Here is a 23,840-nt window from a genome sequence, read left to right on the forward strand (position 1 = left end):
GACGACTTACAGCCAGTCGGGCGGCAGTTCCTCCGCGTGGTCGTCGAGCAGTTCGAGCAGCGGCCTGATCTCGTCGAACTTCGGCCCTTTCGCCACCTCGTGGGACTCCTTGTCCCAGTCGATGAACCCGTACTCCGCGAGTTTCGGCAGGTGGATGTGCTGCATCTCGATCAACTGCCCGACGGCGTCCTCGTCGCTCCCGACGACGGCCACCGGTGTATCGTCCTGCGGATTGTGGTCCATCAGCGCGACCAACAGTTTCCGCCGTTGCACGTTCGCCAGAGAGTCGACCATCTCGTCGAAAGAAAGCGTCCCGCTCCTACTTCTCATACGTGGGCCGTGGTGAATCGCCAGACATAGCTTGATTTCACGGCTTCAGAGTCTTCTTGATATTGTGAACCGCACACATCAGGACGAGTTCACGAAATTCACCGTACCAGGTTCGCGCACGCACGGCGTCGCCGAGCGTGCGCTTGATCGTGGAGAAGACGGTCTCACACATTGCTCTCTGGCGGTAGCGAGGCCCATCGATCCGCGCGTTATGCGCGTGATCGATGGGCCGGAACTCACGATGTTTGATCAGCGGTCTTACGTCCTCTTCACGAAGTTTCTCGCGTAAATCCATCCAGTCATAGCCTTTGTCAGCAGCGAGGCTGGCGAGGTCGCCCGCGTTGCGGCGGGCGACCTGCCAGCCGAGCTGTGTGTCGTGGCGTTTCTCCGTCGTACAGTGAACGTCCAGAATGGCGTGGTTTTCTGTGTCGACGAGAGCAGTTGCTTTGAGCGTCTGAACCCGGTAATTCGTCCGCCGACAGTAGTGTTTGCTAGCGTTTTCGCGGTCGAAAAACGTCGCATCGATGGCGGCGTGACCGCTTGGCTCGTGCAGCTGCGCCGAAAGGCGCAGCAGCACTCGCCAGAGCGCTGTCTTGATTCTGTCAAACCACTTGACTAGCGTGGAGTGGTCGGGGAGATCGGCCGCGTTGAGGCCGATCTCCCCGAGTATTTGCGGCATCTCGCTTAGCAAATCGAGTGCTTCTCGGTAGGATTTTTCCAGGTAAACCCGCAGACAGTGCAGCGACACTACCGCATACTCGGCGAAGCCGCCACCCCCTTCGGGGGCGGCGACTTCGCCTCGCCCACCAACAGCATTTTTAGCTAACTGAACGACTTTGCTCGTGAAGCGGGAAATTTTCGACATAGGCATCGACGGTTTCCCGCTTCATCTTCCTAGTTCTGACGGTCGAAGCCGACGCAGTCTAGCGATTCACCAGAGCCCATACGTGTAATATCTTGCGTACAAGTATAACTCCCCCATATTTTCTACTTTGCTGAACGTTTGAGTAAGTGAGTGACAGCCTAGTAGTCGAGTACTCGATCAGTATGTGGAATTCACAGAGAGCCACTACGCCCACGATCCGACACCGGTCCTGTCGGCACGTTTGGCGTTTAGACCCCACTGAAACACAGTTTCTTTCGAAACCAGCCGGCGGATAGTAACGACCAGTACGCTGACTCATTTGAAAAAAACCCGTGGAGAGAGAGCCGAACCGACCGCTGTGATACGGAGCGTGAAACACAGACCGGTTCTGCCGTGCGAGGGAGCACACTGGGTCACACGGTGGGCATACGGTCGGTCACGCCCGGTCGGTCACGCCCGGTCGAAGTGCACGTCGGCGAAGTCGAGGATCGCGTCGACGTAGCCGGCGTCGAGGGTGTGTTCGGTCTCGCGGCGGAACTGACAGACCGCCCCGACCGTCTCCTCGCTCATCTCGTCGCCCTCGTGGAGCGGGAGGTCGTCGGCGGCCCCGTCCTCGCCGAGGAGTTCCCAGACCGGTTCGGCCGCCCGGAGCGCGTCGAGCGCGCGGCCGGGGTTAGCCCAGTAGTCGCGAGCGCCTTCGGTGTCGATCAGCGGGCGCGGGGCGACGAGCGCGGCGAGGCAGTGCGCGTCGACGGGGAGCCGGTCGACCTGCCCGTGGAACGCCGAGAAGGTGTCGGCGAACCAGTGAGGGAACGTGCCGGTGATGTCGCCGACGGACTCCTGCCCGTTGTCGCGGCTGAGCGCCGTCCCGCCGGTCCCGGACTGGTGGGGCGCGACGAGGCCGATCCGCTCGTCGGTCGCGCCGGCGAGGAGCGCGGCCTTGCCACAGCGGGAGTGACCGGTGACGGCGATCTCGTCGCTCCGTACGCCGTCGCGCTCGCGGAGGGCGTCGACACAGCGCTGGAGCCCCCACGCCCACGCGGCGAGGCTGCCCCACTCCGTCCCGGGCGGCCCTGGCAGTTCGTCGTCGAAGTACGGGCGGATCCCGTCGGCGCGGTCCGGGTTGTCGGGGTCGACGTCGGCGAGGTGGTAGGTGGCGAAGCCGTACCCCCGGGAGAGGACCCGGTCCACGCACCAGTAGTCGCTGGCGACGCCGCGCTCGTCGGCGCCGTACTCGCGGGCGCGGTCGGTGATCGTGACCGCCTCGTCCGCGACCGCCGCGTGGTTCCCACCCCAGTTGAGCCCGAGCAGGACGGGGGCCGACTCGTCGGCGTCGGCAACCTCGGTCGGGAGGTAGAGCGCGAGCGTGATCGACGGCGCGTCGGCGGGCAGGTCGGGGAACCCGATCTCGGTCTCGACGAGCGTCGCCGCGCCGTCGAGAACCCCCGCGGTGCGCTCCGTTTCGGTCTCGATGTCGGGCGCCTCGGGCGCGTAGCCGTACACGTAGTGGCGGAGGAGTCGTCGGAGCTCGCGCCGCCGTTCGCGCCAGTCCTCGGCGGTCCTGACGCGGTCGCCGTCGAGCGGTTCGAGCGGGTCGGGGAGTTCGTCTCGCGGTTCCAGTCGGGAGACGGCGGGGAGCGCCCGCGGGGCGTCTTCGTCCATCGCTACCGGACGGGTGGACGCCCCCGACCGAAAAGCCACCGCCGGGAACCGGCGCGACTCACTGGGAGGCCAACGCCTTTCGGCGAGCCGACCCACCTCTCGATATGACTCGCTCGGCCGTCCAGCTGTACACGCTCCGCGACGTGGACCGCCCGTTCACCGAGGTGCTCGAACTCGTCGCCGACGCCGGCTTCGAGGGTGTCGAGTTCGCCTACCGCGTCACCGAGGCCGACCCGGATGCGGTCCGGGCGACCCTCGACGAGACGGGCCTCGACGTGGCCGGCGCACACGTCGGGCTCGACGCGCTCGAAGACGACTTCGACGAGACGGTCGCCTTCTACGACGACCTCGGCGTCGACCACGTCGTCGTCCCGTGGCTCGACGCCGAACACTTCGAGTCGGTGGCGGCCGTCGAAGCCGCGGCCGCCCGCCTCGCGAAACTCGCGGACGAACTCTCCGCCCACGGGATGGCGCTCCACTACCACAACCACGACCACGAGTACACCGACCTGGGCGACCGGACCGGCTTCGACGCCTTCGTCGACGAGACGTCGTTCGGCATCGAACTCGACCTCGGGCTGGCGCTCGCGGCGGGCGACGACGTAGTCGAGCGTCTGCACGCGCTCGGCGACCGCTCGCGGCTCGTCCACCTGAAAGACTACGACGTGGACGCCGGGGAGTCGGTCCCGGTCGGCGAGGGCGACCTCGACCTGGACGCGGTCGCCGACGCGGTCGACGAGAACGACAGCGAGTGGCTGATCTACGAGTACGAGGGGGCGAATCCGCTCGACTCGCTGGAGCGGGCCGGGTCGCGGACGAACGAACTCGTCTGAGCGGCGCCGACCGCGGCCGGCGGGGGCCCGTCAGTTCCAGGGGCCGAAGTCGGGGTCGATGACGCGGTGTTCGCGTTCGATCCCGTCGATGCGCGCGAGGTCTTCGCCGTCGAGGGACAGGTCGCGAGCGGCGAAATTCTGTCGCTGATGCTCGCGACTGCTCGCCTTCGGGATGACGGCGACGTTGTCCTTCGAGAGCAGCCACGCCAGCGACACCTGTGCGGGCGACGCGTCGTGTTTCTCGGCGACGTCTGCGATCACGGGCTCGTCGAACACCGCTCCCTGCGCCAGCGGCGAGTAGGCGACGAGCCAGTGGTCGTGCTCGCGGGCGTACTCGCGGAGTTCGTCCTGCTGGAGGAGCGGGTGACACTCCGCCTGGTGGGCGGCGACCGGCGCGTCGAGGCGGTCGCGGGCCTCGTCGAGGAGTTCCGGCGAGAAGTTCGACAGCCCGACGTGGTCGATCGTCCCCGCGTCGTGGAGTTCGTCGAGCGCGCGCAGGGTCCCGTCGGGGTCGTAAGCGCCGACCGGCCAGTGGACGTAGAGGAGGTCGAGGGACTCGACCCCGAGTCGGTCGAGACTGTCCTCGGTCGTGGCGAGCACGTCGTCGTAGGCGAGGTTCCCGGTCGCGAGTTTCGTGGCGAGGAACACCTCGTCGCGGTCCACGTCCGCGGTGGCGAGGCCGTCGCCGACGTACCGCTCGTTGCCGTAGTCCTGTGCGGTGTCGAGGTGGCGATACCCCTCGTCGAGCGCGGTGGCGACGTTGTCGCGCCACTGCTCGCGGTCGTCGTCGGAGTAGGTGCCCAGCCCGATCCGGGGGAGCGCGTCCGTTGGCATCGTCCGCGGATCGGCGCCCGACCCCTTCGGCGTGCCGGTCGCGGAACCCGCGGCCCGCGTCGCGACCGCGGCACGGCAGCGCCCGGCATCACCTGCCCACCGGTCAAACGGTCGCTTGATCCACCTGAAGATACTTTTCCGCAGGCTGTCGTCGATCGAACACGATGGACGACGACCGACGACGATACCTCGGACTGGTCGCCGGCGTCGCGGCCGGGTTCGGGGGCTGTCTCGCGAGCGACGACGCCACCGACGCCTCGTCGACCGCGACGCCGACGGACACGCCCGCCGAGACGCCGACCGAGGCGCGCTCTCCGACGTCGACCGGCACCGCGACCGACGGGTCCACCCGAACGCCGAGCGGGACGCCGGCCGACCCGTCGCTCGTGCTCGACCCCGGCGATCCGTCGGGTGACGCGCCGCTGACCGTCTACCCGCCGAAACTGGCCTCGATCCTCCGGGGCGCCGCGACCGGCGACGGACCGGTCCGCGCGGCCGCCGACGCGTTCGTCTACGCGCCCGAACCGGTCCTCCCGGCGTTCGACGCGGTCGAGATCGTCGACCCCGTCGGCGACGCCGGCGGCGTCTACGAGATCTCGGCCGAGGGCGGCCCACGGCACAGGATGGGCCTGAAAGCCGAGGAGGCGACCCCGCCCGACGACGCCTCGGTGACGCCCGTTTCGGAGATACCGGGGGCCCACCGCGAGGTCGTCGTCGAGGCCCTCGACGACTCTCGCGACTGGCCGTCAGTCTACCCCGAGACGGAGACCGGCGAGTGGGTGCGCGAGCACTTCTTCGGCGAGTACGTCAGTCAGAAGGGGACGACCTACCGCGGGAGCGAGATCCACGCGACCGACGCGGTCTTCTTCAGCACGGAGGTCTGGTACGTCCTCACGCTGTCGCCGGTCGACGACGCCGACGACCCGGTGGAACTCCGATTACCCGAGGTCGAGTCGTCGGTCCGCACCGTCGTCGACGGGGCGCTACAGGACTGGAAGAAGACCGCCGGCACCCCCGCCGTCTCGGGTCCGCCCGTCTCTGAGGCTGTCCACGAGTTCGCCGACGACACGGCGCGGCTCCTCACCAACACGCACGCCTACGAGGTCAGCGTCGAACCGTGGGACGACGAATCGGAGTGAGCCGAGCGGCCGTTCCACCCGAAACGGGGGCGGATGCCCTCGCCGCCGACCGCACCCTTTAGGCGCCCACCTCCCCTTGCCTCGGCCGATGGAGGTCACCCTCCTCGGAACGGGCGACACGACGGGGACGCCGACGCCCGGCTGTGACTGCGAGACCTGCGACCGAGCGGACGCACTGGGCGTCGAGCGCTCCCGCTTCTCCGTCCACGTCCGCAACGAACGCACCGGCGAGTCCCTGCTGGTCGACACCAGCCCCGACTTCCGCCACCAGTTTCTCGCCCGCGACGTGCCCCTCCCCGACGCGGCGGTGATCACGCACATCCACTTCGACCATCTGGACGGGCTGGGCCACGTCTACCGCCTGATCGACCACCTGCCAGTGTACGCCGCCGACGAGACCGACCCGCAGACCGGCGAGAGCGTCGCCGAGACCGTCCGCCGGCGCTACGACTACCTCGAACAGGTCGAGGAGGTCCCGACGACCCCCTTCGAACCCGTCGAGACCTGCGGGTTCGAGGTGACGCTCGTCCCCGTCGACCACCCGCCGCTCGTGTGCTACGGCCTCGCCATCGAGGACCCCGAGACCGGCGCGAAGCTCTCGATTTCGGGGGACTCGACGTACGGTATCGGCGAGGAGTCCCGCACCGCCCTCGCCGACCCGGACCTGTTGCTGGCCGACGGCATCGTCACCGCCGACCTCTGTGCGCACCACCCCGCCGGCGGCGCGCACTTCGACGACGACGGCGTCCCGCGCACCTTCGGCACGAAGCACATGACCGTCGAAGGCGCACAGGCGCTCGGCGAGGATCTCGACGCGGCCGAAACGAGGGTTGTCCACGTCTCGCACTTCCTCGACGCCGACGACGCGTTCGAGGAGCCACTCGCCGTCGACGGCGAGTACTTCGAGTTGTGAGTGGGATACGTCGAGTCTCGGGGAGGGGTGCTTCGGACCAGTCGAGCGACCGCAGTCAGAACGACCGCGAACAGCGTGAAAGCCCCCGAGCGCTCGTCCGGTTCCGACTCGCTGCGCTCCTCGTTCTCCGGTCACTGCGGTGCTTGCGTCGTCAGGAACCGGACGAGCACGCGTTCGGCCCGGGCGACGTAAGCACGCGAACGGAGTGAGCGCGCGCAGCGATCCCCGGACGGTCGAACGCGTCGGGGCTTTCACGCTGTTCGCGGCTCCGTTCGAGCTAGCGGTCGCTGTAGCGGACGCTCGTTCAGAGCACGGGACTCCGTGCTCACGACTGTGCTCCGAAACGTATTTCTACGCGAACAGAATACCGTGAACCGATGAGAGAGTCCGCTCTCGGGTGGCGCTGGCGTGCGCGTGCTTCGAGAGCGGACAGTGTCGTGACCGTGGGCGTCCGGGCGTAACCCGGCCGCCCGGGGCGCGGTGCTCACTCGTTCTTCCGACCGATTCGCCCGCCAGCCACCGCAGATCCCACAGAGACACATGCACGACGACACAGCCACCGACGCACAGCACGCCGACCAGAACACCCCCGCCACCGAACCGTCCGGATCGGACTCCGACGAGTTCACCGTCACGCCCTACGACGTCGAGGGGACGGTCGACTACGACCGCCTGCTGGAGCAGTTCGGCGCCGACCGACTCACCGACGAGCAGGTCGGACGGTTCCCCGACCATCCGATGCTCCGCCGACGGGTCTTCTACGCCGGGCGCGACGTCGACCCCTATCTCGGCGCCGCCGAGGCCGGCGAGACACACTCGATCGTCACCGGGATCGGACCCTCCGGCCCGATGCACCTCGGGCACGTCCTCGTCTTCTACCTCGCGAAGCGACTGCAGGAGGCGACGGGCGCGTACGTCTACGTCCCGCTCTCGGACGACGAGAAGTTCTACGCGAAGGACCTCTCCTTTTCGGAGATCGAGGCCGCGACCCGGAGCAACCTGCGGGACCTCCTCGCCGTCGGCTTCGACCCCGAGCGCACGCGCATCGTCGTCGACCGCCTCGACGCCGACGCCCTCTACCCGCAGGCCGCGCGCGTCGCCGCGGACATCACGCAGTCCACCGTCGACGCGACCTACGGCGACCCCGACAACGTCGGTCTCTCCTTCTATCCGGCGATGCAGGCCACCCACCTGCTCCTCCCCCAGCTGGTCCACGGGCGCCACCCGACGCTGGTCCCCATCGCCGTCGACCAGGACCCGCACGTCCGGGTCTGTCGCGACGTGGCCGCCAAGGAGCGATTTGCGGTGGACAAACCCGGCGCGCTCCTCGGGAAGTTCCTCCCCGCCCTCGACGGACCGGGGAAGATGTCCTCCTCCTCGGACGCGCCTGCTATCGAGTTGACCGACGACCGCGACACCGTCCGGGAGAAGATCATGCAGTACGCCCACTCCGGGGGACGGGTCGATATCGAGGAACACCGCGAGCACGGCGGCGACCCCGCCGTGGACGTGGCCTACCAGTACCTGCACACGTTCTTCGAACCCGACGACGAGCGCGTCGAGGACCTCGCGGCGCAGTATCGCTCGGGCGAGTTGCTGACGGGCGAACTGAAGGAAGTCGCCGCCGAGCGGATCGGGGAGTTCCTGGCCGAGCATCAGGAGCGTCGAGAGGCGCTCGGCGACCTGCGCGAGGAACTCGGCCCGTATCGGCTGACCGAGGAAGAGCGCGAGCGACTGCGGCCGTCGGTGTTCGACTGAGCGGGTCGGACGGTGGTCGACGCGAAGTCACCGGACCGCTTCGGCCAGTTCCACCAGTTCCGCCCGCGTGAGGTCGCCGACCACCGCTCGCGTGACGCCGTCGTCCTCCCAGACGACCGCAGAGCCGTCGTCGCGCTCGACGTAGGTCGCGTTCTCGCCGTTCACGGAGACCGACTCTCCCTCGGTCGCGTTCAGTCCGCCGGGCAGGTCGTCGGCGGTGGCGACGACACTCACGTCCGCGTCGCCGGTGTACTCCTGCGCGACGACCGTCTGTCCGGCGCGGGTGACGACGGTCGCGCCGTCGAAGTCGTACCCCTCCGCGTCGAGGCGCTGGAGTGTGAGGTCGGTGCCCTCCTGTGCGGCCTCGAAGCTATCGTAACGCTCCTGCGAGACGGTCGTCACCGAGGCGTCGTCGGGCGGTCGAAACGTGCTCTCGTGGACGCTGGCGTTGAACTGCACCCCGTCGAAGGCGACGGTCGTTCGGTTCTCGCCGTAACTCGCCCGGAACTGGTGGACGCGGTAGTCGTCGGTGTCGACCCACAGCGTCGCGTTCCCGCGATACGACTCGTTGTCGTGTTCGAGCCCGACGACGTAGGTCTCGGCGCCGTCGAGCGTCGTCGTTCGGAGCAGTTCGGCGCTCACGTTCTCCTCGAGGAGTCGCTCGACGGAGACGTTCGCCGGGCCGTCGGTCCCGTTCTCGTCGGCCCAGGCGTGGGTCCCGTTCCAGGTGTGGTTTCCGTGCGCTTTCGAGTAGTTCCCGTACGCTTCGGAGTGATTCCACGCGCTCTCGTTGTCGGGGAGTTTGCGCACGCGGACGGTCTCGTTCGCGGGGTCGTAGGCCCACGCGACCGTGCCGTTCGTGCCGACGACGTACTCGCTTCCGTTTTTCACGACTGATAACCGGGTGCTGTTGGGTTTCTCGGCGACGAAGGAGACGTTCGCCGACCGCTCGGCGGTGGCGTTCTCGGTCGTGATCGTCGCGTCACCGGCCAGCGTCTCGGCGCTGTCGTAGCGCTGTTCGACCCGGTCGAGTATCTCGTCGGCCGCCGGTGAATCGTCGGACGAGAGGGCGTCCGCGGGGAGGGCGCCGACCGCGACGACCGCCAGGAGGGCGACCACGACCACGCCGACGGCCAGCGGCGCGACCCGCGTGGCGAGAGATCCTCGCTCGTCTGTCATGATCCCAGATTGGGACTGCAGACGGTTAACGACACGGACGGGGAGCGGGTCGACGGCGAACCGACCGAAACGTCCCTCCCGCGCGGAGCTGTCGGGAAGTCAACGAGTCGGGGACGGGGCGCAGTATCCGGCTTCTGATCGGCTGATTACCGGACGCTCGCGGTTTACAATCAGCCCCAGAGCGCGATGAACTGTCTGAAGACTTATTATACCCACCTCTGTTCGGTGGGCCATGTCGACAGAAACGAACAGTCGGGGGACGCCCTACGACGGGCGGCTGTTCGAACTGTACACGAAGTACGTTCGAGAACCGGAGTCGAAGATAGACGTTTACGGGTACACCCTGCTCATGACGGGGTACCTCCTGGCGATCGGGGGGATGCTCGTCTACCTGATCGGGCCGAGCGGGTCGGGGGCGGCCACCGATACGCTGTACCTGGTGCGGAAGGTCGCGGTGCTCCTGGCCGCACCGGGGCTGGTGATCTCGTTGCTCGGGATCGTGTCGCTGTTACCGGTGACCAACCGGAGCCTCTACGCGGCCGTCATCGGGACGCTCGTCGGGCTCGCGGCGGTCGTGCTGTTCGCGATTCACTACCCGCAGAACTGGCACTTCGGGACGCCGAGCTACAGCGAGGAGATCATCGCCGTCTACACCGCGGGCGTCGCTATCGTGGCCGGGGTGGTGATCATGGTCCCGGTCGTCACCGGCGAGCGGAGTTACTTCTCGGAGACGACGGTCGGCCACGAGTACGAGCACCCGGACATCGCCCTCGGGAAGACCGACCGCGGCGGGCTGTTCGCGGTGTTCAAACGGGGGACGGAGTGGAACTGGCGGTTCATCGACCAGAACGCCGTCGCGGGCAGCACGGGGTCGTTCCTCTCGCGGCTCGAGGCCGAGGAGCGGGTCGAGGCGGTCAAAGAGCAGGTCGCCGACGCGGGCCTGCTGGAGATCAAGCACGCGGCCTTCCGGCTGTACGAGAGCGGCGACGGCGAGTGGCAGTGGCACCTCCTGCGCGACGACGGGGGCGCCGTGGCGGAAGGCGGGCGCGACTTCGAGTCGCGCGACACCGCGGAGTCGGTCATCAACGTGATCAAGGACCACGGACCGGACGCCGACGTCATCGTCCGCGACGAGGCCGCCTTCGACGTCCAGCAGCGAGGCTCCGAGTTCTCCTGGCGACTCGTCGACGAGGACCGGACCCCGCTCGCCGAGTGCGTCGAGACCCAGGGCGACCGCTCGGGGGCCCGGGCCGACCTCGACGCGTTCCGCGACCGGGTCGGCGAGGCGACCGAACTCGTCGTCGACTCCTACGGCGTCGAACTGCGCTCGGCCGACGACGGCTGGCGCTGGCATCTCCGGGACGACGGTCACCGCCGCCTCGCGTCGAGCACGGACGCCTACGAGTCGAAGGGCGTCGCCGAAGAGGCCGTCTACGACCTCCTCGAAACGGTCGAGGACGCGACCACCGTCGTCGCCGGCGAGCCGAGCTACGACGTCTACCGGACCGGGAGCGACTGGGCGTGGCGCCTCGTCGACGACGCGGGCTCGCCGGTCGCTCGCGGCGTCGAGTCCGTCGGCGACGCGGAGACGGCCGCGGCCGGTGCCGGGGAGTTGAAGTCCCACGCCGGGTCGGCCGAGGTCGTCGAGATCGAGGACCGGGAGTTCGAGACGTACCGCCACGACGGCGCGTGGCACTGGCGGCTCGTCGACTCGGAGCGGGCGGTCCACGGCCGGAGCACGGACGACTACGAGTCCGAAGACGAGGCCGCCGCGGCGGTCGAGCGCGTCCGAACCGAGGCGCCCGAGGCGGACCTCATCGAGTTCGACACGGCCGCCTTCCAGGTGTACGAGGCCGAGGGCGGCGCCTGGCGGTGGCGCCTCATCGACGAGGACGGGACGGTCCTGGCCGACAGCGGCCAGGGCGAGTACGAGTCGAAGGACGACGCGATGAGCGCGATGATGACCCTGCAGGAGAACGCTCCCGACGCCGAGCACCTCGAGATCGAGAACGCGGCCTTCGAGCTGTTCCAGGACGACGGCGGCTGGGGCTGGCGGCTCGTCGACGACATCGGCGACACCATCGCGGACAGCGCGACGCGCTACGACTCCGAGGAGGGCGCCCGGCAGGCGATGGACAGCCTCGTCGGCTCCGTCGGCGACGTCGAGGAGCGCCGGATGCGCGACGGTATCTTCCAGGTCTACGCCGACGGCGACGACGAGTGGTGGTGGCGGTTCGTCCGCCCCGACGGCCGGATCGTCGCCGAGTCGCCGTCGGAGTTCGGGACCCGCCACCAGGCCGAAGCGGCCGTCGAATCGATGACGGCCGACGCGACCGACGCGTCGGTGGCGACCGTCGGCAGACTCGCGGTCCGCCTCGACCCCGACGACTGGCACTGGGAACTCGTCGACGAGGACCGCGAGCCGGTGGCGACCGGTCGCGTGTCCTACGACGACCGAGACGCGGTCGCGGCGGCGATCTCGGACCTGCAGGCCTCGGCCGCGGACACGACCGTCTACGAGATCAGGGACGCCGCGTTCGACTGTTACCGCACGGACGACGGCTGGACGTGGCGACTCGTCGACGCCGACCACCAGTCGCTCGCCCGCGCGTCGGCGACGTACGACGACCGCGAGGCCGTCGAGTCCGCGGTCGGCCGCGTGAGCGCGCTCGCACCGGACGCGGACGTTCTCGACTACGACGAACTGGCCTTCGAACTCCAGGAGGACGAGGAGGGCTGGACCTGGCGCCTCGTCGACGAGGAACAGCGCGCCATCGGGGCCGCCGCCGGGTATCACGAGTCCCAGGCGGCCGCGGAGCGCGACATCGAGTCGGCCCGCGACGCGTTCGAGGACGCGAGCGTCCTCGAGATCGACTCCGCCGCCTTCGAGTTCCACCGGACGGACGACGGCTGGACCTGGCGGCTCGTCGACGACCACGGCGTGGAACTCGCCGAGAGCATCGCGACCTTCCCGAGCCGCGTCGAGGCCCAGGAGGACCTCTCGACGATCAAGGCGCTCGGCCCGGACGCCTGGGTCTCCACCGCGGAGTAGGGCGTGAACCGTCTCCGAGTATTGCCGAACCGGACCGCCGGCCCGAGCGCCCGCGCCAACTGATTTCCGGGCGGGCGTCGAACCCACCGCCGTGAACGTGGACGCCAGAGCGGTCGCGGCCAGTGCCGTCTTCGCCGCGGTCGCGGCGCTCGTCCTCTGGCCGCCCGGCGCCGTCTACTGGACGGCGGTGGCCGCGGCGATCGGCGAGACCGCGACGCTCGTCGCGGTGTTTACCGCGGCGGTCGCGCTCGGCGCCGCGTTCGGGGCGCTCACCGGCGTCGGCGTTCGCGAGTTCGCGGCCGGCGCGGCGCTGGCCTACGTCGTCGTGATGGCCGGAATCGCGGTCGTCTTCACGCCGGACAGTCCCGCGCACCTCGTCCTCTACGGAGTCGTCTTCGCCTGTCACGTCGCCGGGGTCGCCGGGACGACCGTCCGATGATTAATCTGAGTGCGACCCCTGGGACGGGTGTGACCGACGCGACCGAGCGGACGGAGGCGGGCACCGATCCGCCGCCGGGGGCGGCGGGACGGGACCCCGGCGACGCCGACACGGTGGTGGAACTGGCAGCCGTGACCCGGACGTACGAGGGCGGAGCCACGGTCGACGCGCTGTCGGACGTCTCGCTCTCGCTCCCCGAGGGCTCCTACACCGCGGTGATGGGCCCCAGCGGATCGGGCAAGAGCACGCTCCTCAACCTCGTCGGTGGGCTCGACACCCCCACCGCAGGAACGGTCAGGCTCGACGGACAGGACCTGGCGGCGCTCTCGGAGGCCGAACGGGCGCGCGTCCGCGGGCGGACGGTCGGCTTCGTCTTCCAGACGTTCAACCTGATGCCGCGGCTCACCGCCGTCGAGAACGTCGCGCTCCCGCTGGTGTTCCAGGAGTGGCCCCGCGCGGACCGGCGAGAACGCGCCGAGGAACTGCTCGCGGACGTCGGACTGGGCGACCGACTCGACCACCAGCCGACGGAGCTCTCGGGCGGCCAGCGCCAGCGGGTCGCGATCGCCCGCGCGCTGGCGGCCGACCCCGCCCTCCTGCTGGCCGACGAACCCACCGGGAACGTCGACACGGAGACCGGCGAGCGGATCATGGACCTCTTCGAGGAGTTGCACGAAGCGGGCAACACCATCCTGCTCGTCACCCACGAGCGCCACATCGCCGAGCACGCCGACCGGATCGTCCACTTCCGCGACGGCGAGATCGAGGGCGTCGAGACCGTGGTCGAGACAGGGGACGGAGACAGTGAGGGGTCAGGGGCCGGCACAGAGACGGAGGACGCGTAGATGGACGCCGCGGAGACGCTCCGGATCAGCGTTCGCTCGCTGCGCGCCCACCGACTGCGGGCGGCGCTGACGGTGATCGGCATCGTCATCGGCATCGCCGCGGTCGTCACGTTCGCTACTTTCGGCGCGAGCCTCAAGGCCGACGTCGTCTCGGAGATCGAGGGCTCCAGCGCCAACGAGATCTACCTCGTCGCGAGCGAGGCGGACGAGGGCGGTTTCGGCGGTGCGGGACAGCCGGTGTTCACCGAGTACGACCTCGGGCAGTTGCGCGATATCGAGGGGGTCCAGCGGGTCGTCCCGCGAGGGATCGTCCCGGTGAGCGCAATCGGCCACGGCGACCAGACTATCGCCCGCAGTCAGGTCACTGCGACCAACGCCACCGCGTTCGCGACGGCCACGTTCGAGGAGGGGCGCTCGTTTCGCAACGGTGAGCGCGAAGCGGTCGTCAACCGGCCGGCCGCGCGGCTCTTCGACGGGAACCTCTCGGCCGGTGACCGGCTGACGGTCACGCGGGCCTCGGGCGACCGGGAGAACGTCACCGTCGTCGGCATCGTCAACGGCACCGGCGGGCAACTGCCCTTCAGCTCGTTCAGCGACCAGCCGCGCGTGTTCCTGCCCGCCGACCCGTTCTACCAGTCGGTCGTCGAGAGCCCCAACGCGGTCGGGAACCAGTTCGTCTACCCGCAGGTGACCGTGGTCACCGACCCCGGCGACACGACCGCCACGAAAGAGCGCGTCCGCGGGTACTTCGCCGGCGACCGTTCCGACGCCGCGCTGCTCGTCCCCGACGGGTACGCGGTGTCGGCCCAGACCAACGACGACCTCGTCGACCGCATCGAGCGCATCGTCACGCGCCTCACCCGCTTCGTCACCGGCATCGCCGTCATCGCGCTGGTCGTCGGCGCCGTCGGCATCGCGAACATCATGCTCGTCAGCGTCACCGAGCGGACCCGCGAGATCGGGATCATGAAAGCCGTCGGCGCCCGCAGCCGCGACGTGATGCAGCTGTTCCTCGCCGAGGCGGTCCTGCTGGGCGCGCTCGGCGCCGTCCTCGGGGTGCCGCTCGGCGTCGCCGGCGGGTGGGTCGCGACCCGGTACGCCGAGATTCCGTTGACCCTCGCACCGGGCTGGGCCGCGCTCGCCGTCGTCGTCGGCGTCCTCGTGGGCGTGGTCGCGGGACTCTACCCGGCCTGGCGCGCGGCCCGGGTCGACCCGATCGACGCGTTGCGCTACGAGTGACTCGGCGTGGATCGCTCGTCCGCCGCGGCTACCCGCCGGCGGCCACACGGAGGCGCTGACCGCGGAGGACGAGCCACGCACCGGCGGCACCGAGCGTCCACTGCAGGAAGACGACGATGGTGCGGCGTTCGCCCGTCGTCGTCCGGGAACTGACCTCGGAGACGACGTAGTACGACCCGTCGTACACGACGAGTTCGTTCGCGCCGTCGAGCGGGTCGCTCGTTCGGTACTCGCCGGTTTCGAGCGCGGTGCGGACGCCCTCCGTCGCCTCGCGACTCGGATCCGAGATCGAGTCGAGCGCCGCCGACTGCGAGACGGGGGCGAGCGTGTACTCGACGGTCCCGTTGCCCGGGTCGTCGGCCACCGGTTCGAAGAATCCCTCGCCGTAGACGTAGACGAACCGGTAGTCGTGTCGGAGAAACGTCGACGAGAGCCCGTCGTACTGTACCCCACCGTTCGCGCGGATCGCCCGTTCGAGCATACAGGTCCGCTGCGGGATCGACTCGAAGCAGGCGACCGCCGGATCGATCTCCCCGACGCCGCCCGGCCGGTCGAGGGTTCCGTTGTCGTGGAACGTGACCTCCGTCGGTTCGTACGTGTGACTGTCCGGGTCGCCGATATCGAGTGCCCCTACGACGAACGGGTTCAGCAACAGCGCGAACCCTACGACGACGTAGAGCCCCCCGCGCTGTCTCCCCATGAGCGACTGGACCACGACCGATAGTTTCTCCGAGCCGACATTACCGTGTCGGTTCGGTGAATCGCGCCGCCGCGACGACCGGTCGTGTGCCCCTGTCACACGCCGACGATGCCAGCAAAGCCTTAAAACGGCGGAGTCACCTACGGTTGGGCATGCAACACGTGAAGATTCCGCAGGACCGGATCGGTGCGCTCATCGGCGAAGGGGGTGAGACGTTGCGGCAGATCGAGGACCGAGCGGAGGTCCGACTCGACGTCGACAGCGAGACGGGGCAGGTCAAGGTCGAACAGACCGGCGACCCCATCACCGCCCTGAAAGGCCCGGACATCGTCAAGGCCATCGGACGCGGGTTCGCGCCCGACGAGGCCATGCGCCTGCTCGACGACGACATGATGATGTTCGACATCATCGACGTGGCCGCCGCGGCGCGCAACCAGAACGACCTCCAGCGCCACAAGGGCCGACTCATCGGCGAGGACGGCCGAACGCGCGAACTCATGGAGGAACTCAGCGGCGCATCCGTCGTCATCTACGGCTCGACCGTCGGCATCATCGGCGGCCCCGAACAGGTCGACGTGGTCCGCGAAGCCGCCGAGATGATCATCGAAGGTGCGCCCCACGGCACCGTCTACTCCTTCCTCGAAGAGAAGCACAACGAGATGAAACACAAGGGCCTCGACTACCACAAGTTCACGGGCTAGACGTCCGACCCTGTCGTCGCTTCCGAGGACTGTCCCTCTCGTTCTACCGTAGTGGCGACAGCCACGAACAGCGGCGTCCGGCGACGGAAACGATATACCGGACAGGAACGATCGAATCCACGTGAACAGGCGGAAGTTTCTATCTCTCGTTTCCGTACCCGTCGCGGCACTGGTTTCCTCGGGGTGTTCGGAAGTGCTCGGTTCGGACGACGTCGATCTCGACGTCGAAAACACCGACGACCGGAGTCACGAGTTCAGGGTCGTCGCGTCGGGCGACTTCGAGGAACGGAGTACGGCGGGCGAACTGGACCCGAACCAGTCCGAGACCGTCTCCGACTTCGTCCCCCGACTCGATTACACCCACGCGGCGACACTCGCGATCCGGATCGACGGCGAACAGATCCGGGAACAAAGTGTCATCATCAGGTCTTCTGACGATATCACCGTCCGGATCGTCGCTTCGGACGACGTGGAGATCCGTCCGATCAACGTTATTTCACCCACGGGCGAGGGAGACTGACGGAACGGGACGAGAACCGATACCTGAGTAGCCACGTCACTCCGCTGTGATCACTTCGGAAACCGACTGCCGGCTGGGCGTGGCACTACCGGCTCTCGGAGGGGCACGTCCGTCGGTCGCGCGTAACGCACCGCCGGTCGGCGGGGTTCACCGGTACCGTGGGTGTTCTGGACCGCCGAGTCGCGCCGGTTTGGCGAGACTATTTCACGGGCGACTCCGATGTCTCGGGTATGCGAGCAGCAGTCTTCACGGACTACGGCGAACCGCTGGACGTGCGGGAGGTCGACGACCCGGAGCCCGAGCCCCACGGCGCGGTGGTCGCCGTCGAGGCCTGCGGCGTCTGCCGCAGCGACTGGCACGCCTGGCAGGGCGACTGGGAGTGGCGCGGCCTCGACCCCGTCCCCGGCCACATCCTCGGGCACGAACCCGCCGGGCACGTCGTCGCCGTCGGCGACGAGGTCGACGGCGTCTCCGAGGGCGACCACGTCGCCGTCCCGTTCAACCTCGGCGACGGGTCGTGTCACCTCTGTCAGACCGGCCACTCCAACATCTGTGAGAACCGGCAGGCGCTGGGTCTCCAGCCCGCTGCACCGGGTGCCTTCGCCGAACAGGTACCGGTGCCCCACGCCGACCACAACCTCGTCACCCTCCCCGAGGGCGTCTCCTCGGTCGACATGGCGGGGCTGGGCTGTCGGTTCATGACCGCCTTCCACGGGCTGGCCCACCGGGCGGACGTGGGCGCGGGCGACTGGTTCGTCGTCCACGGCTGTGGCGGCGTAGGCCTCTCTGCGGTCCAGATCGCCGACGCCATCGGCGCCAACGTGATCGGCGTCGACCTCATGGACGAGAAACTCGACTTCGCCGAGGAGCAGGGCGCGGTCCACACGATCAACGCCGCCGAGGTCGAGGATCCCGCTGCGGAAGTGCGGGCTATCACCGACGGCGGCGCCGACGTGTCGATGGACGCGCTGGGCATCGAGACGACCTGTCGCAACGCGGTCGCGAGCCTCGGCAAGACCGGCCAGCACGTTCAGGTGGGGCTGACGACGAAGGAAGCGGGCGGGAACCTCCCGCTCCCGACCGACGAGATGGTCACCAGCGAGATCGACTTCCTCGGCGCGCTGGGGATGCCGCCCGAACGATACGACGAGATCTTCCGGATGGTCGCCACGGGGAAACTCGACCCCGCCGCGATCATCACCGAACGCATCGGCCTCGAAGACGTCTCCGACGTCCTCGACGACATGACCGACTTCGAGACGGTCGGTATCCCCGTCATCGACAGCTTCTGACGGGCTATCCGCGCCCCGCCCCCGCTCTGTCTTCTTCCGTTTTCGCCCCGCCCTCGCTCTGTCTTCTTCCGTCTTCGCCCCGCCCTCGAACCGTCCTTATCCCGACAGCCTCCAGAACGGCAAGAAATATTGAGAGCTAGTGTCAATCGCGATGTATGGGGGAACGCAGGGGGCACACAGCGGACGGTACAGAGCGATGCGGACCGGGGATCCGCGGCGTGGCGATGGCGATCGACACCGTCGTCTGGTTCTCGCTGGCGTTCGTCGCGGTGTACCCGGTCACGGCGATCACGGGGGATATCACGGCGACCGCGAGCGGGGTGGACGCCGACCTCAGCGGGACGCCGGCGCTCGTCGCGCTCGTGCTGTGGTTCGCACTGGGGATCGGATATCACACCGTCATGGAGTGGCGTTTCGGCAGGACGGTCGGAAAGTACCTCGTCAGGATCCGGGTGACCGACGCCGCCGACGGGTCGCCGCTCTCGCTGCGGGCGGCGGCGGTTCGGAACGTTCTCCGATTCGTCGACTGGATCCCCGCGCTCTACGTCGTCGGGATCGCCGCGGTCGCCGCGTCCGACTCGGCCCAGCGGATCGGCGACCGCGTCGCCGACACCGTGGTCGTCAGGTGATCTACACCGTGGCCGTCAGGTGACCGACAGTGCGAGAGTCAGACGCCACCGGCGTCCGCCGGCACGTCCGCTCCCGGAGCGTCGGTGTGCGGAAAATGAGCGACCGCTACCTCGGTGCGACTCGGTTACTTCTCCTTGCCGTTCGCGCCGCCGTTCCCGCCGCCGTTGTTGCCGCCGTTATCGTTCTTGTCGCCCTCTTCGTCGTCGTTGCCGCCGCCAGCGTGTTCGGGCGGGCCCTGCGTGCCGTTCTCGGAGTGGTTGCCACCGGCGTGGGCAGGCGGTCCCTGCGTCCCGTTCTCGGTCTTGTTGTTACCCGCGTGGGCCGGCGGCCCCTGCGTCTTGTTCGCGGTCTCGTTGCCCGGTCCGGCGTGCTCCGGCGGGCCGTTCCCGTTGCCGGGGTTGTTCGCCGTGACCCAGGCCGCGACCGCCTGACCGCGCGGCCCTTCGGTCTCGTTCAGCCCGGCCATGAAGTCGACGACCTGGAGTCCGAACGGCATCGTCGTCTCGTTCTCGCCGGTGGTCAGCTCGGCCGTGGTCGAGTCGGACACGCCGTCGATCTCGGCCGTGACCGACACCGTCACGGTCTGATTGGGCGCCGGGAGGTCGACCGTCCCGTTCGGCCCGGTCTCGTACTCGCCCGCGCCCCCGTACGTGACGTTCTCGGTCACCGTCGTGACGTTGACCGTCGCGTTTTCGACCCCCGTGCCGTTGTCAGTCGTCCCGTTCGTGACCGTCACGGTAGCCCCGTCGCTCTGCGTCACGTCGACGCTCAGCGACTCCACCGTCGTCGCCCCCATCGCCGGTGCCGCCACCGAGACGACCATCAGTGCCGCCAGCACGATCGCGCGTGTGTGTGAACTCATACGGACTACACCAGGACTGGATCCCACTTAGGTACCGCTTACAGTTGCGCCAATTTGGCCCGATTTTGCCCGATTTAAGCCGTTCTTGGAAGTGAGAATCGACACGTTCGACCGCTGAAGCGTCCGAATCGGGGTCGCGTGCCCGTTCCGGTCGTCCGCCGGTTCGAACCGGTCAGTCGTCGGCTTCCGCTCGCGCGATAAGGTCTCGGGCGTGTTCGTTCGCGCGCTCGCGCACCGCGGCCTCGTCCAGCGTCAGGACTTCGCGGTCGCGCATCAGGACCTCGCCGTCACAGACGGTGTGGCGCACGTCGCTCCCGTGAACGGCGTAGGCGAGGTGGCTCACGAGGTCGTGAGCGGGCGTGAGGTGGGGCGCGTCGAGGTCGATCACGGCCAGGTCGGCGTTCGCGCCCGCTTCGACGCGGCCGCTGTCGAAGCCAAGCAGGTCGGCACTCCCCTGCGTGACCATCTCGACGACGGCCTCCGCGGGGACGGCGCTGGCGTCGTCGGCGGCGAGTTTGCCGATCATCGCCGCGTCGCGCACCTCGTCGAAGGCGTCGAGGTCGTTGTTCGACGCGGCGCCGTCCGTGCCGATGCCGACGGTGACGCCCGCGTCGCGCAGGCGCTGGACCGGCGCCATCCCGCTGGCGAGTTTCATGTTCGAGGCCGGGCAGTGGGCGACGCCGGTGTCGCGCTCGGCGAGCAGTTCGATCTCCGTCTCGTCGACGTGGGCGCCGTGGGCGACGTAGGTGTCCTCGGCCAGGAGGTCGAGGTCGTCGGCGTATTCGAGCGGGCGCACGCCGTGTTCCTCGACGATGGGGGCGACCTCGTTCTCGGTCTCGTTGGCGTGGTAGTGGATCGGCAGGCCCGCCTCGCGGGCCTTCGGGACGAACTCGCGGAGGTACTCCTCGCCGACGGTCGTCAGCGAGTGGGGCTGGAAGGTCGTCGTGATCCGCCCGTCCGCCGCGCCGTCGAGTTCCGTCGCGACGTCGAGGCTCTGCTGGAGGTCCGCGCGCGCCGCCTCGTCGTCCTTACCGACGGTGACGGCCGTGTGGCCCAGCACCGCCCGGACGCCCGCTCGCTCGACCGCGTCGGCGGTCCGGTCGACGTGGAAGTACATGTCCGAGAGCGCCGTCGTCCCGGACTTGATCATCTCGACGAAGCCGAGTTCCGCGCCGACCTCGACATCGTCGGGGGTGAGTTCGCCCTCGACCGGCCAGACGTCCTCCTGGAGCCACGCGTCGAGCGCCTTGTCGTCGGCGTAGCCCCGCAGGAGTGTCATCGCGACGTGCGTGTGGGCGTTGACGAGTCCCGGGATCACCAGCCCGTCGCTCGCGTCGAGTTCGTCGTCGCCGTCGAGCGTTCCGGGGTCGGCCACGTCGACGATATCGCCGCTGTCGTCGTCGACGAGCACGTCCGCACGCTCGACGGTGAGATCGGGTCGCAGTACCTGTCCACCGGCGACGAGACGTTCGGTCATGGCCCGGAATTCGCCCGGCGGGTGCCTGAATCTATTCCTTCGCGGTCGGACCCGGTGACCGGAATTACTCACGGGACGCGCGGTCCCGCAACCGGTCGATGCGGTCCGACAGTGACGGCTCCATCCGCCGGAGCGCGGCCACCCGCCCCCGCTCCAGCGGCGCGTCGTTGAGGTCCGCGTACCGCCGGATCGCCGCCTCGACCGCGTCCCGACTGGTTCGCTGGACGGCGGCGGCGTCTGCCCGGTAGACCAGCCGCTGACCCGCCCACAGGGCGACAGCGGCGGCCGCGACGACGACCAGCGCGGCCGCGCCGGCGCCGACGCCAGGGACTGAGACCGAACCGGTGAACAGCGCCACGAGGATGCTGAGCGCCCCCGCGACGACCGCCAGCCGCGCTTCGAGGTGACGGGTCTCCAGCCGCCCGGCCTTGAGCGCGAGATACGCCCGGAGGCGGTCGTCGTCGAGTTCGGCGAGCAGGTAGTCGGAGACGAAGAGGTGGCGGCGACCCGGGACGCCGCGCGCGAACGCGAACGCCTGTTTCGCGTCGGCCGTCTCGAGGACGCGCACGCCCCGGACGTTCAGTTCGACATCCTCGCGGAGGCGGTCGAGGCGGTCGCGTTCCGCGGCCGTCGGCGAGCGCGTCGACTGGAGGACGCGGACGAGCCACGGCGACGCGACCCAGACCGCGAGCACGACCGCACCCACGAGGGCGAAGAACGGGAACGCGACCGCGGGGCTGTCCCGGAGACCGTCCAGCGCGACGACCAGCACGACGAACAGCAGGGTCATCCCGGCGGCGTAGCGGGCGAGGCGGGCGGCGGCGGCGACCGCCGACACGTCGGTCTCCCGGAGCGCCTGTGCCGCGGGGAACGCGCCGAAGTACGACGCGAACACCGCCACGAGCGGCGTCGCTATCGTGAGCGTCAGCGTGACGGCGTCGCCGACCTGCGTCGCCGCGCCCAGCACGGGATCGATCGCGGCCGCGACGACGGTCGCCCAGTCGGAGACGAGCATCCCGACGACCGTGACCGCGTAGACGACCGTCAGACCGACTCTGAGCGCCCGACGGAGCCGGGACAGCGCCGCTCTCCGGTCGTCGGCCCGGAGCAAGTATCGGCCGTACAGGGAGAACGCGAGCGCGCCGACGACCGACGCCGCGGCGAGCACACCGAGCGAGTCGACGAGCGCGCCGGCGTTCACCCCGGACTGGACCGGAGTCGATCCCGACGCGTCGATTCTTCGGAGGTGGGGCTGGAGGGCGGGCACGAGCGGCGGTGCGACCGGATCGCCGAAAAGGGTTGTGTGTCGACACGTTCGCCCCTCATGCGGTCCGGCTGTTCCCCCGTCGGACGCCGTCGGCGATCACTTTGTACAGCAACCCCATCGACCCGGCGTACAGCGTCAGTCCGCCGGTCAGCGACAGGACCGCACCCGCTATCAGCCGCGGCCAGTCCGTAGCCACTCCGCCGAGGTAGCTCACCGTCCGGGCGGTCGCGATCATGTTCGTACCCACCGCCGTCAGCACCGCTGCCACCGTGAGGACGACCCCGAACACTGCCATCACTTTGAACCCGTACGCGAGACCGTTCACCGCACTGACTGTCGTCACACGAGCCGCTGGCCCCGCGTTCGGATATAAACGTTCGCCCGACGGCCCCACCGCTCGTCGCCCGTGGAGAGAGGGAAAGACAGTTGCCCGCGGCCCGTCCAGTGGGCGTATGCGCATCGCCGTCCCAAACAAGGGTCGCCTGCACGACCCAGCGATCGATCTCCTCGACCGGGCCGGCCTCCACGTCGTCGACGGGGCCGACCGGAAGCTCTACGCCCAGACCGTCGACCCCGACGTAACTATCCTCTACGCGCGGGCCGCCGACATCCCCGAATACGTCGCCGACGGCGCCGCCGACGTGGGAATCACCGGTCTCGACCAGGCCCGCGAGGCCGACACTGACTCCCTCGTCGACATGCTGGACCTCGACTTCGGCGCCTGTCGGCTCGTCCTCGCGGCCCCGGAGGACGGCGACATCGAGACCGTCGACGACCTCGACGGCGGCCGCGTCGCCACCGAGTTCCCGAACGTCACGCGCGACTTCTTCGCCGAGCGCGACGTCGACGTCGACATCACGGAAGTGTCGGGCGCGACGGAGCTCACGCCGCACGTCGACATCGCCGACGCAATCGTCGACATCACCTCGACGGGGACGACCCTGCGGATGAACCGCCTCGCCGAGGTGGCGGACGTGCTGGAGTCGTCGGTTCGCCTCTTCGGCCGCGAGGACGTCGTCGACGACGAGAAGGTCCAGCAGACCCGGATGGCGCTCGAATCCGTGCTCTCGGCGGAGGGCAAGCGCTACCTGATGATGAACGTCCCCGAGGACAGTCTGGACGACGTGAAGGAGGTCCTGCCCGGGATGGGCGGCCCGACCGTGATGGACATCGCCGGCAAGGACGACGTGGCCGTTCACGCCGTCGTCGACGAGGACGCGGTGTTCGAGGCGATCAACGCGCTCAAAGGCGTCGGCGCCAGCGACGTGCTCGTCACCGAGATCGAGCGACTCGTGGAGTGAGT

The 23,840-nt window shown here is 69.0% G+C and carries 23 protein-coding genes; 13 read left to right on the top strand and 10 right to left on the bottom strand.

What is annotated here, in order from left to right:
- Positions 1-6: 6 nt before the first annotated feature.
- The 3 genes from D1409_RS05905 to D1409_RS05915 form a co-directional block, all read right to left on the bottom strand.
- Entirely contained in the window at positions 7-330 is a 324-nt protein-coding gene (locus tag D1409_RS05905; protein ID WP_123535077.1) for an ArsR family transcriptional regulator, read from the bottom strand.
- Between the two features lie 37 nt (positions 331-367).
- Complete coding sequence (locus tag D1409_RS05910; RefSeq protein WP_123535078.1) at positions 368-1,195, bottom strand: IS5 family transposase; 828 nt, start codon at positions 1,193-1,195, stop codon at positions 368-370.
- A gap of 450 nt (positions 1,196-1,645) precedes the next feature.
- On the bottom strand, positions 1,646-2,857 hold the full coding sequence (locus tag D1409_RS05915; protein ID WP_123535080.1) for a glucuronyl esterase domain-containing protein: 1,212 nt from the start codon (positions 2,855-2,857) through the stop codon (positions 1,646-1,648).
- Positions 2,858-2,961: 104 nt separating this feature from the next.
- Here D1409_RS05915 and D1409_RS05920 point away from each other — a divergent pair, with 104 nt between their 5' ends.
- Positions 2,962-3,690: a sugar phosphate isomerase/epimerase family protein gene (locus D1409_RS05920; RefSeq protein WP_123535082.1), complete on the top strand. Its 729-nt coding sequence runs from the start codon at positions 2,962-2,964 to the stop codon at positions 3,688-3,690.
- Between the two features lie 30 nt (positions 3,691-3,720).
- On the opposite strand, the gene D1409_RS05925 is transcribed toward D1409_RS05920, so the two are convergent.
- On the bottom strand, positions 3,721-4,524 hold the full coding sequence (locus D1409_RS05925; RefSeq protein WP_123535084.1) for an aldo/keto reductase: 804 nt from the start codon (positions 4,522-4,524) through the stop codon (positions 3,721-3,723).
- A gap of 164 nt (positions 4,525-4,688) precedes the next feature.
- Here D1409_RS05925 and D1409_RS05930 point away from each other — a divergent pair, with 164 nt between their 5' ends.
- The 3 genes from D1409_RS05930 (at position 4,689) to D1409_RS05940 (ending at position 8,334) form a co-directional block, all read left to right on the top strand.
- Positions 4,689-5,663: a RodZ family helix-turn-helix domain-containing protein gene (locus tag D1409_RS05930; protein ID WP_123535086.1), complete on the top strand. Its 975-nt coding sequence runs from the start codon at positions 4,689-4,691 to the stop codon at positions 5,661-5,663.
- Positions 5,664-5,751: 88 nt separating this feature from the next.
- The gene (locus D1409_RS05935; protein WP_123535088.1) at positions 5,752-6,576 is read left to right on the top strand and encodes an MBL fold metallo-hydrolase; all 825 of its coding nucleotides are present in this window, start codon (positions 5,752-5,754) and stop codon (positions 6,574-6,576) included.
- A gap of 540 nt (positions 6,577-7,116) precedes the next feature.
- Positions 7,117-8,334 (top strand): tryptophan--tRNA ligase, encoded by a 1,218-nt coding sequence (locus tag D1409_RS05940; protein WP_123535090.1) that lies wholly within the window; start codon positions 7,117-7,119, stop codon positions 8,332-8,334.
- A 27-nt stretch (positions 8,335-8,361) separates the two neighbouring features.
- Here the strand turns inward: D1409_RS05940 and D1409_RS05945 are convergent, their stop codons facing one another.
- On the bottom strand, positions 8,362-9,513 hold the full coding sequence (locus tag D1409_RS05945) for a DUF4367 domain-containing protein (RefSeq protein ID WP_123535092.1): 1,152 nt from the start codon (positions 9,511-9,513) through the stop codon (positions 8,362-8,364).
- A gap of 232 nt (positions 9,514-9,745) precedes the next feature.
- Between D1409_RS05945 and D1409_RS05950 the strand changes: the two genes are divergently transcribed.
- From D1409_RS05950 to D1409_RS05965, 4 genes are all read left to right on the top strand, one after another.
- Positions 9,746-12,565 carry a DUF1508 domain-containing protein gene (locus D1409_RS05950; RefSeq protein WP_123535094.1) on the top strand — a complete coding sequence of 940 codons (2,820 nt, stop codon included), beginning with the start codon at positions 9,746-9,748 and terminating at the stop codon, positions 12,563-12,565.
- A 91-nt stretch (positions 12,566-12,656) separates the two neighbouring features.
- Positions 12,657-13,004: a hypothetical protein gene (locus D1409_RS05955; protein ID WP_123535096.1), complete on the top strand. Its 348-nt coding sequence runs from the start codon at positions 12,657-12,659 to the stop codon at positions 13,002-13,004.
- 29 nt (positions 13,005-13,033) lie between these two features.
- On the top strand, positions 13,034-13,849 hold the full coding sequence (locus D1409_RS05960) for an ABC transporter ATP-binding protein (RefSeq protein ID WP_394339019.1): 816 nt from the start codon (positions 13,034-13,036) through the stop codon (positions 13,847-13,849).
- Positions 13,850-15,088, top strand: a complete 1,239-nt coding sequence (locus D1409_RS05965) for an ABC transporter permease (RefSeq protein WP_123535100.1) — start codon at positions 13,850-13,852, stop codon at positions 15,086-15,088.
- A 28-nt stretch (positions 15,089-15,116) separates the two neighbouring features.
- On the opposite strand, the gene D1409_RS05970 is transcribed toward D1409_RS05965, so the two are convergent.
- Positions 15,117-15,803 (bottom strand): hypothetical protein, encoded by a 687-nt coding sequence (locus tag D1409_RS05970; protein WP_235853517.1) that lies wholly within the window; start codon positions 15,801-15,803, stop codon positions 15,117-15,119.
- 137 nt (positions 15,804-15,940) lie between these two features.
- Here D1409_RS05970 and D1409_RS05975 point away from each other — a divergent pair, with 137 nt between their 5' ends.
- The 4 genes from D1409_RS05975 to D1409_RS05990 all read left to right on the top strand — a co-directional run bounded on the left by D1409_RS05975 (position 15,941) and on the right by D1409_RS05990 (position 18,930).
- Entirely contained in the window at positions 15,941-16,489 is a 549-nt protein-coding gene (locus D1409_RS05975; RefSeq protein WP_123535102.1) for a KH domain-containing protein, read from the top strand.
- Positions 16,490-16,682: 193 nt separating this feature from the next.
- Complete coding sequence (locus D1409_RS05980) at positions 16,683-17,009, top strand: hypothetical protein (RefSeq protein ID WP_123535104.1); 327 nt, start codon at positions 16,683-16,685, stop codon at positions 17,007-17,009.
- A 230-nt stretch (positions 17,010-17,239) separates the two neighbouring features.
- Entirely contained in the window at positions 17,240-18,301 is a 1,062-nt protein-coding gene (locus D1409_RS05985) for a zinc-dependent alcohol dehydrogenase family protein (protein WP_123535106.1), read from the top strand.
- Between the two features lie 155 nt (positions 18,302-18,456).
- Positions 18,457-18,930 (top strand): RDD family protein, encoded by a 474-nt coding sequence (locus tag D1409_RS05990; protein WP_123535108.1) that lies wholly within the window; start codon positions 18,457-18,459, stop codon positions 18,928-18,930.
- A gap of 125 nt (positions 18,931-19,055) precedes the next feature.
- On the opposite strand, the gene D1409_RS05995 is transcribed toward D1409_RS05990, so the two are convergent.
- From D1409_RS05995 to D1409_RS06010, 4 genes are all read right to left on the bottom strand, one after another.
- Entirely contained in the window at positions 19,056-19,793 is a 738-nt protein-coding gene (locus D1409_RS05995) for a hypothetical protein (RefSeq protein WP_123535110.1), read from the bottom strand.
- Positions 19,794-19,965: 172 nt separating this feature from the next.
- Positions 19,966-21,270 carry an amidohydrolase gene (locus D1409_RS06000; RefSeq protein ID WP_123535112.1) on the bottom strand — a complete coding sequence of 435 codons (1,305 nt, stop codon included), beginning with the start codon at positions 21,268-21,270 and terminating at the stop codon, positions 19,966-19,968.
- A gap of 64 nt (positions 21,271-21,334) precedes the next feature.
- Positions 21,335-22,537: a M48 family metalloprotease gene (locus tag D1409_RS06005; protein WP_123535115.1), complete on the bottom strand. Its 1,203-nt coding sequence runs from the start codon at positions 22,535-22,537 to the stop codon at positions 21,335-21,337.
- Positions 22,538-22,592: 55 nt separating this feature from the next.
- On the bottom strand, positions 22,593-22,880 hold the full coding sequence (locus tag D1409_RS06010; protein WP_123535117.1) for a hypothetical protein: 288 nt from the start codon (positions 22,878-22,880) through the stop codon (positions 22,593-22,595).
- A gap of 109 nt (positions 22,881-22,989) precedes the next feature.
- Between D1409_RS06010 and hisG the strand changes: the two genes are divergently transcribed.
- Positions 22,990-23,838: an ATP phosphoribosyltransferase gene (gene hisG, locus D1409_RS06015; RefSeq protein ID WP_123535119.1), complete on the top strand. Its 849-nt coding sequence runs from the start codon at positions 22,990-22,992 to the stop codon at positions 23,836-23,838.
- Positions 23,839-23,840 lie beyond the last annotated feature (2 nt).

Origin of the sequence: Halosimplex salinum, assembly GCF_003730195.1 — an archaeon.
Classification (GTDB): Archaea; Halobacteriota; Halobacteria; order Halobacteriales; family Haloarculaceae; genus Halosimplex; species Halosimplex salinum.

Excerpts from the sequence above, each read along its gene's own strand:
- D1409_RS05905 (WP_123535077.1), bottom strand. The coding sequence starts at position 330 with ATGAGAAGTAGGAGCGGGACGCTTTCTTTCGACGAGATGGTCGACTCT.
- D1409_RS05910 (WP_123535078.1), bottom strand. The coding sequence starts at position 1,195 with ATGTCGAAAATTTCCCGCTTCACGAGCAAAGTCGTTCAGTTAGCTAAA.
- D1409_RS05915 (WP_123535080.1), bottom strand. The coding sequence starts at position 2,857 with ATGGACGAAGACGCCCCGCGGGCGCTCCCCGCCGTCTCCCGACTGGAA.
- D1409_RS05920 (WP_123535082.1), top strand. The coding sequence starts at position 2,962 with ATGACTCGCTCGGCCGTCCAGCTGTACACGCTCCGCGACGTGGACCGC.
- D1409_RS05925 (WP_123535084.1), bottom strand. The coding sequence starts at position 4,524 with ATGCCAACGGACGCGCTCCCCCGGATCGGGCTGGGCACCTACTCCGAC.
- D1409_RS05930 (WP_123535086.1), top strand. The coding sequence starts at position 4,689 with ATGGACGACGACCGACGACGATACCTCGGACTGGTCGCCGGCGTCGCG.
- D1409_RS05935 (WP_123535088.1), top strand. The coding sequence starts at position 5,752 with ATGGAGGTCACCCTCCTCGGAACGGGCGACACGACGGGGACGCCGACG.
- D1409_RS05940 (WP_123535090.1), top strand. The coding sequence starts at position 7,117 with ATGCACGACGACACAGCCACCGACGCACAGCACGCCGACCAGAACACC.
- D1409_RS05945 (WP_123535092.1), bottom strand. The coding sequence starts at position 9,513 with ATGACAGACGAGCGAGGATCTCTCGCCACGCGGGTCGCGCCGCTGGCC.
- D1409_RS05950 (WP_123535094.1), top strand. The coding sequence starts at position 9,746 with ATGTCGACAGAAACGAACAGTCGGGGGACGCCCTACGACGGGCGGCTG.
- D1409_RS05965 (WP_123535100.1), top strand. The coding sequence starts at position 13,850 with ATGGACGCCGCGGAGACGCTCCGGATCAGCGTTCGCTCGCTGCGCGCC.
- D1409_RS05975 (WP_123535102.1), top strand. The coding sequence starts at position 15,941 with ATGCAACACGTGAAGATTCCGCAGGACCGGATCGGTGCGCTCATCGGC.
- D1409_RS05985 (WP_123535106.1), top strand. The coding sequence starts at position 17,240 with ATGCGAGCAGCAGTCTTCACGGACTACGGCGAACCGCTGGACGTGCGG.
- D1409_RS05990 (WP_123535108.1), top strand. The coding sequence starts at position 18,457 with ATGGGGGAACGCAGGGGGCACACAGCGGACGGTACAGAGCGATGCGGA.
- D1409_RS05995 (WP_123535110.1), bottom strand. The coding sequence starts at position 19,793 with ATGAGTTCACACACACGCGCGATCGTGCTGGCGGCACTGATGGTCGTC.
- D1409_RS06000 (WP_123535112.1), bottom strand. The coding sequence starts at position 21,270 with ATGACCGAACGTCTCGTCGCCGGTGGACAGGTACTGCGACCCGATCTC.
- hisG (WP_123535119.1), top strand. The coding sequence starts at position 22,990 with ATGCGCATCGCCGTCCCAAACAAGGGTCGCCTGCACGACCCAGCGATC.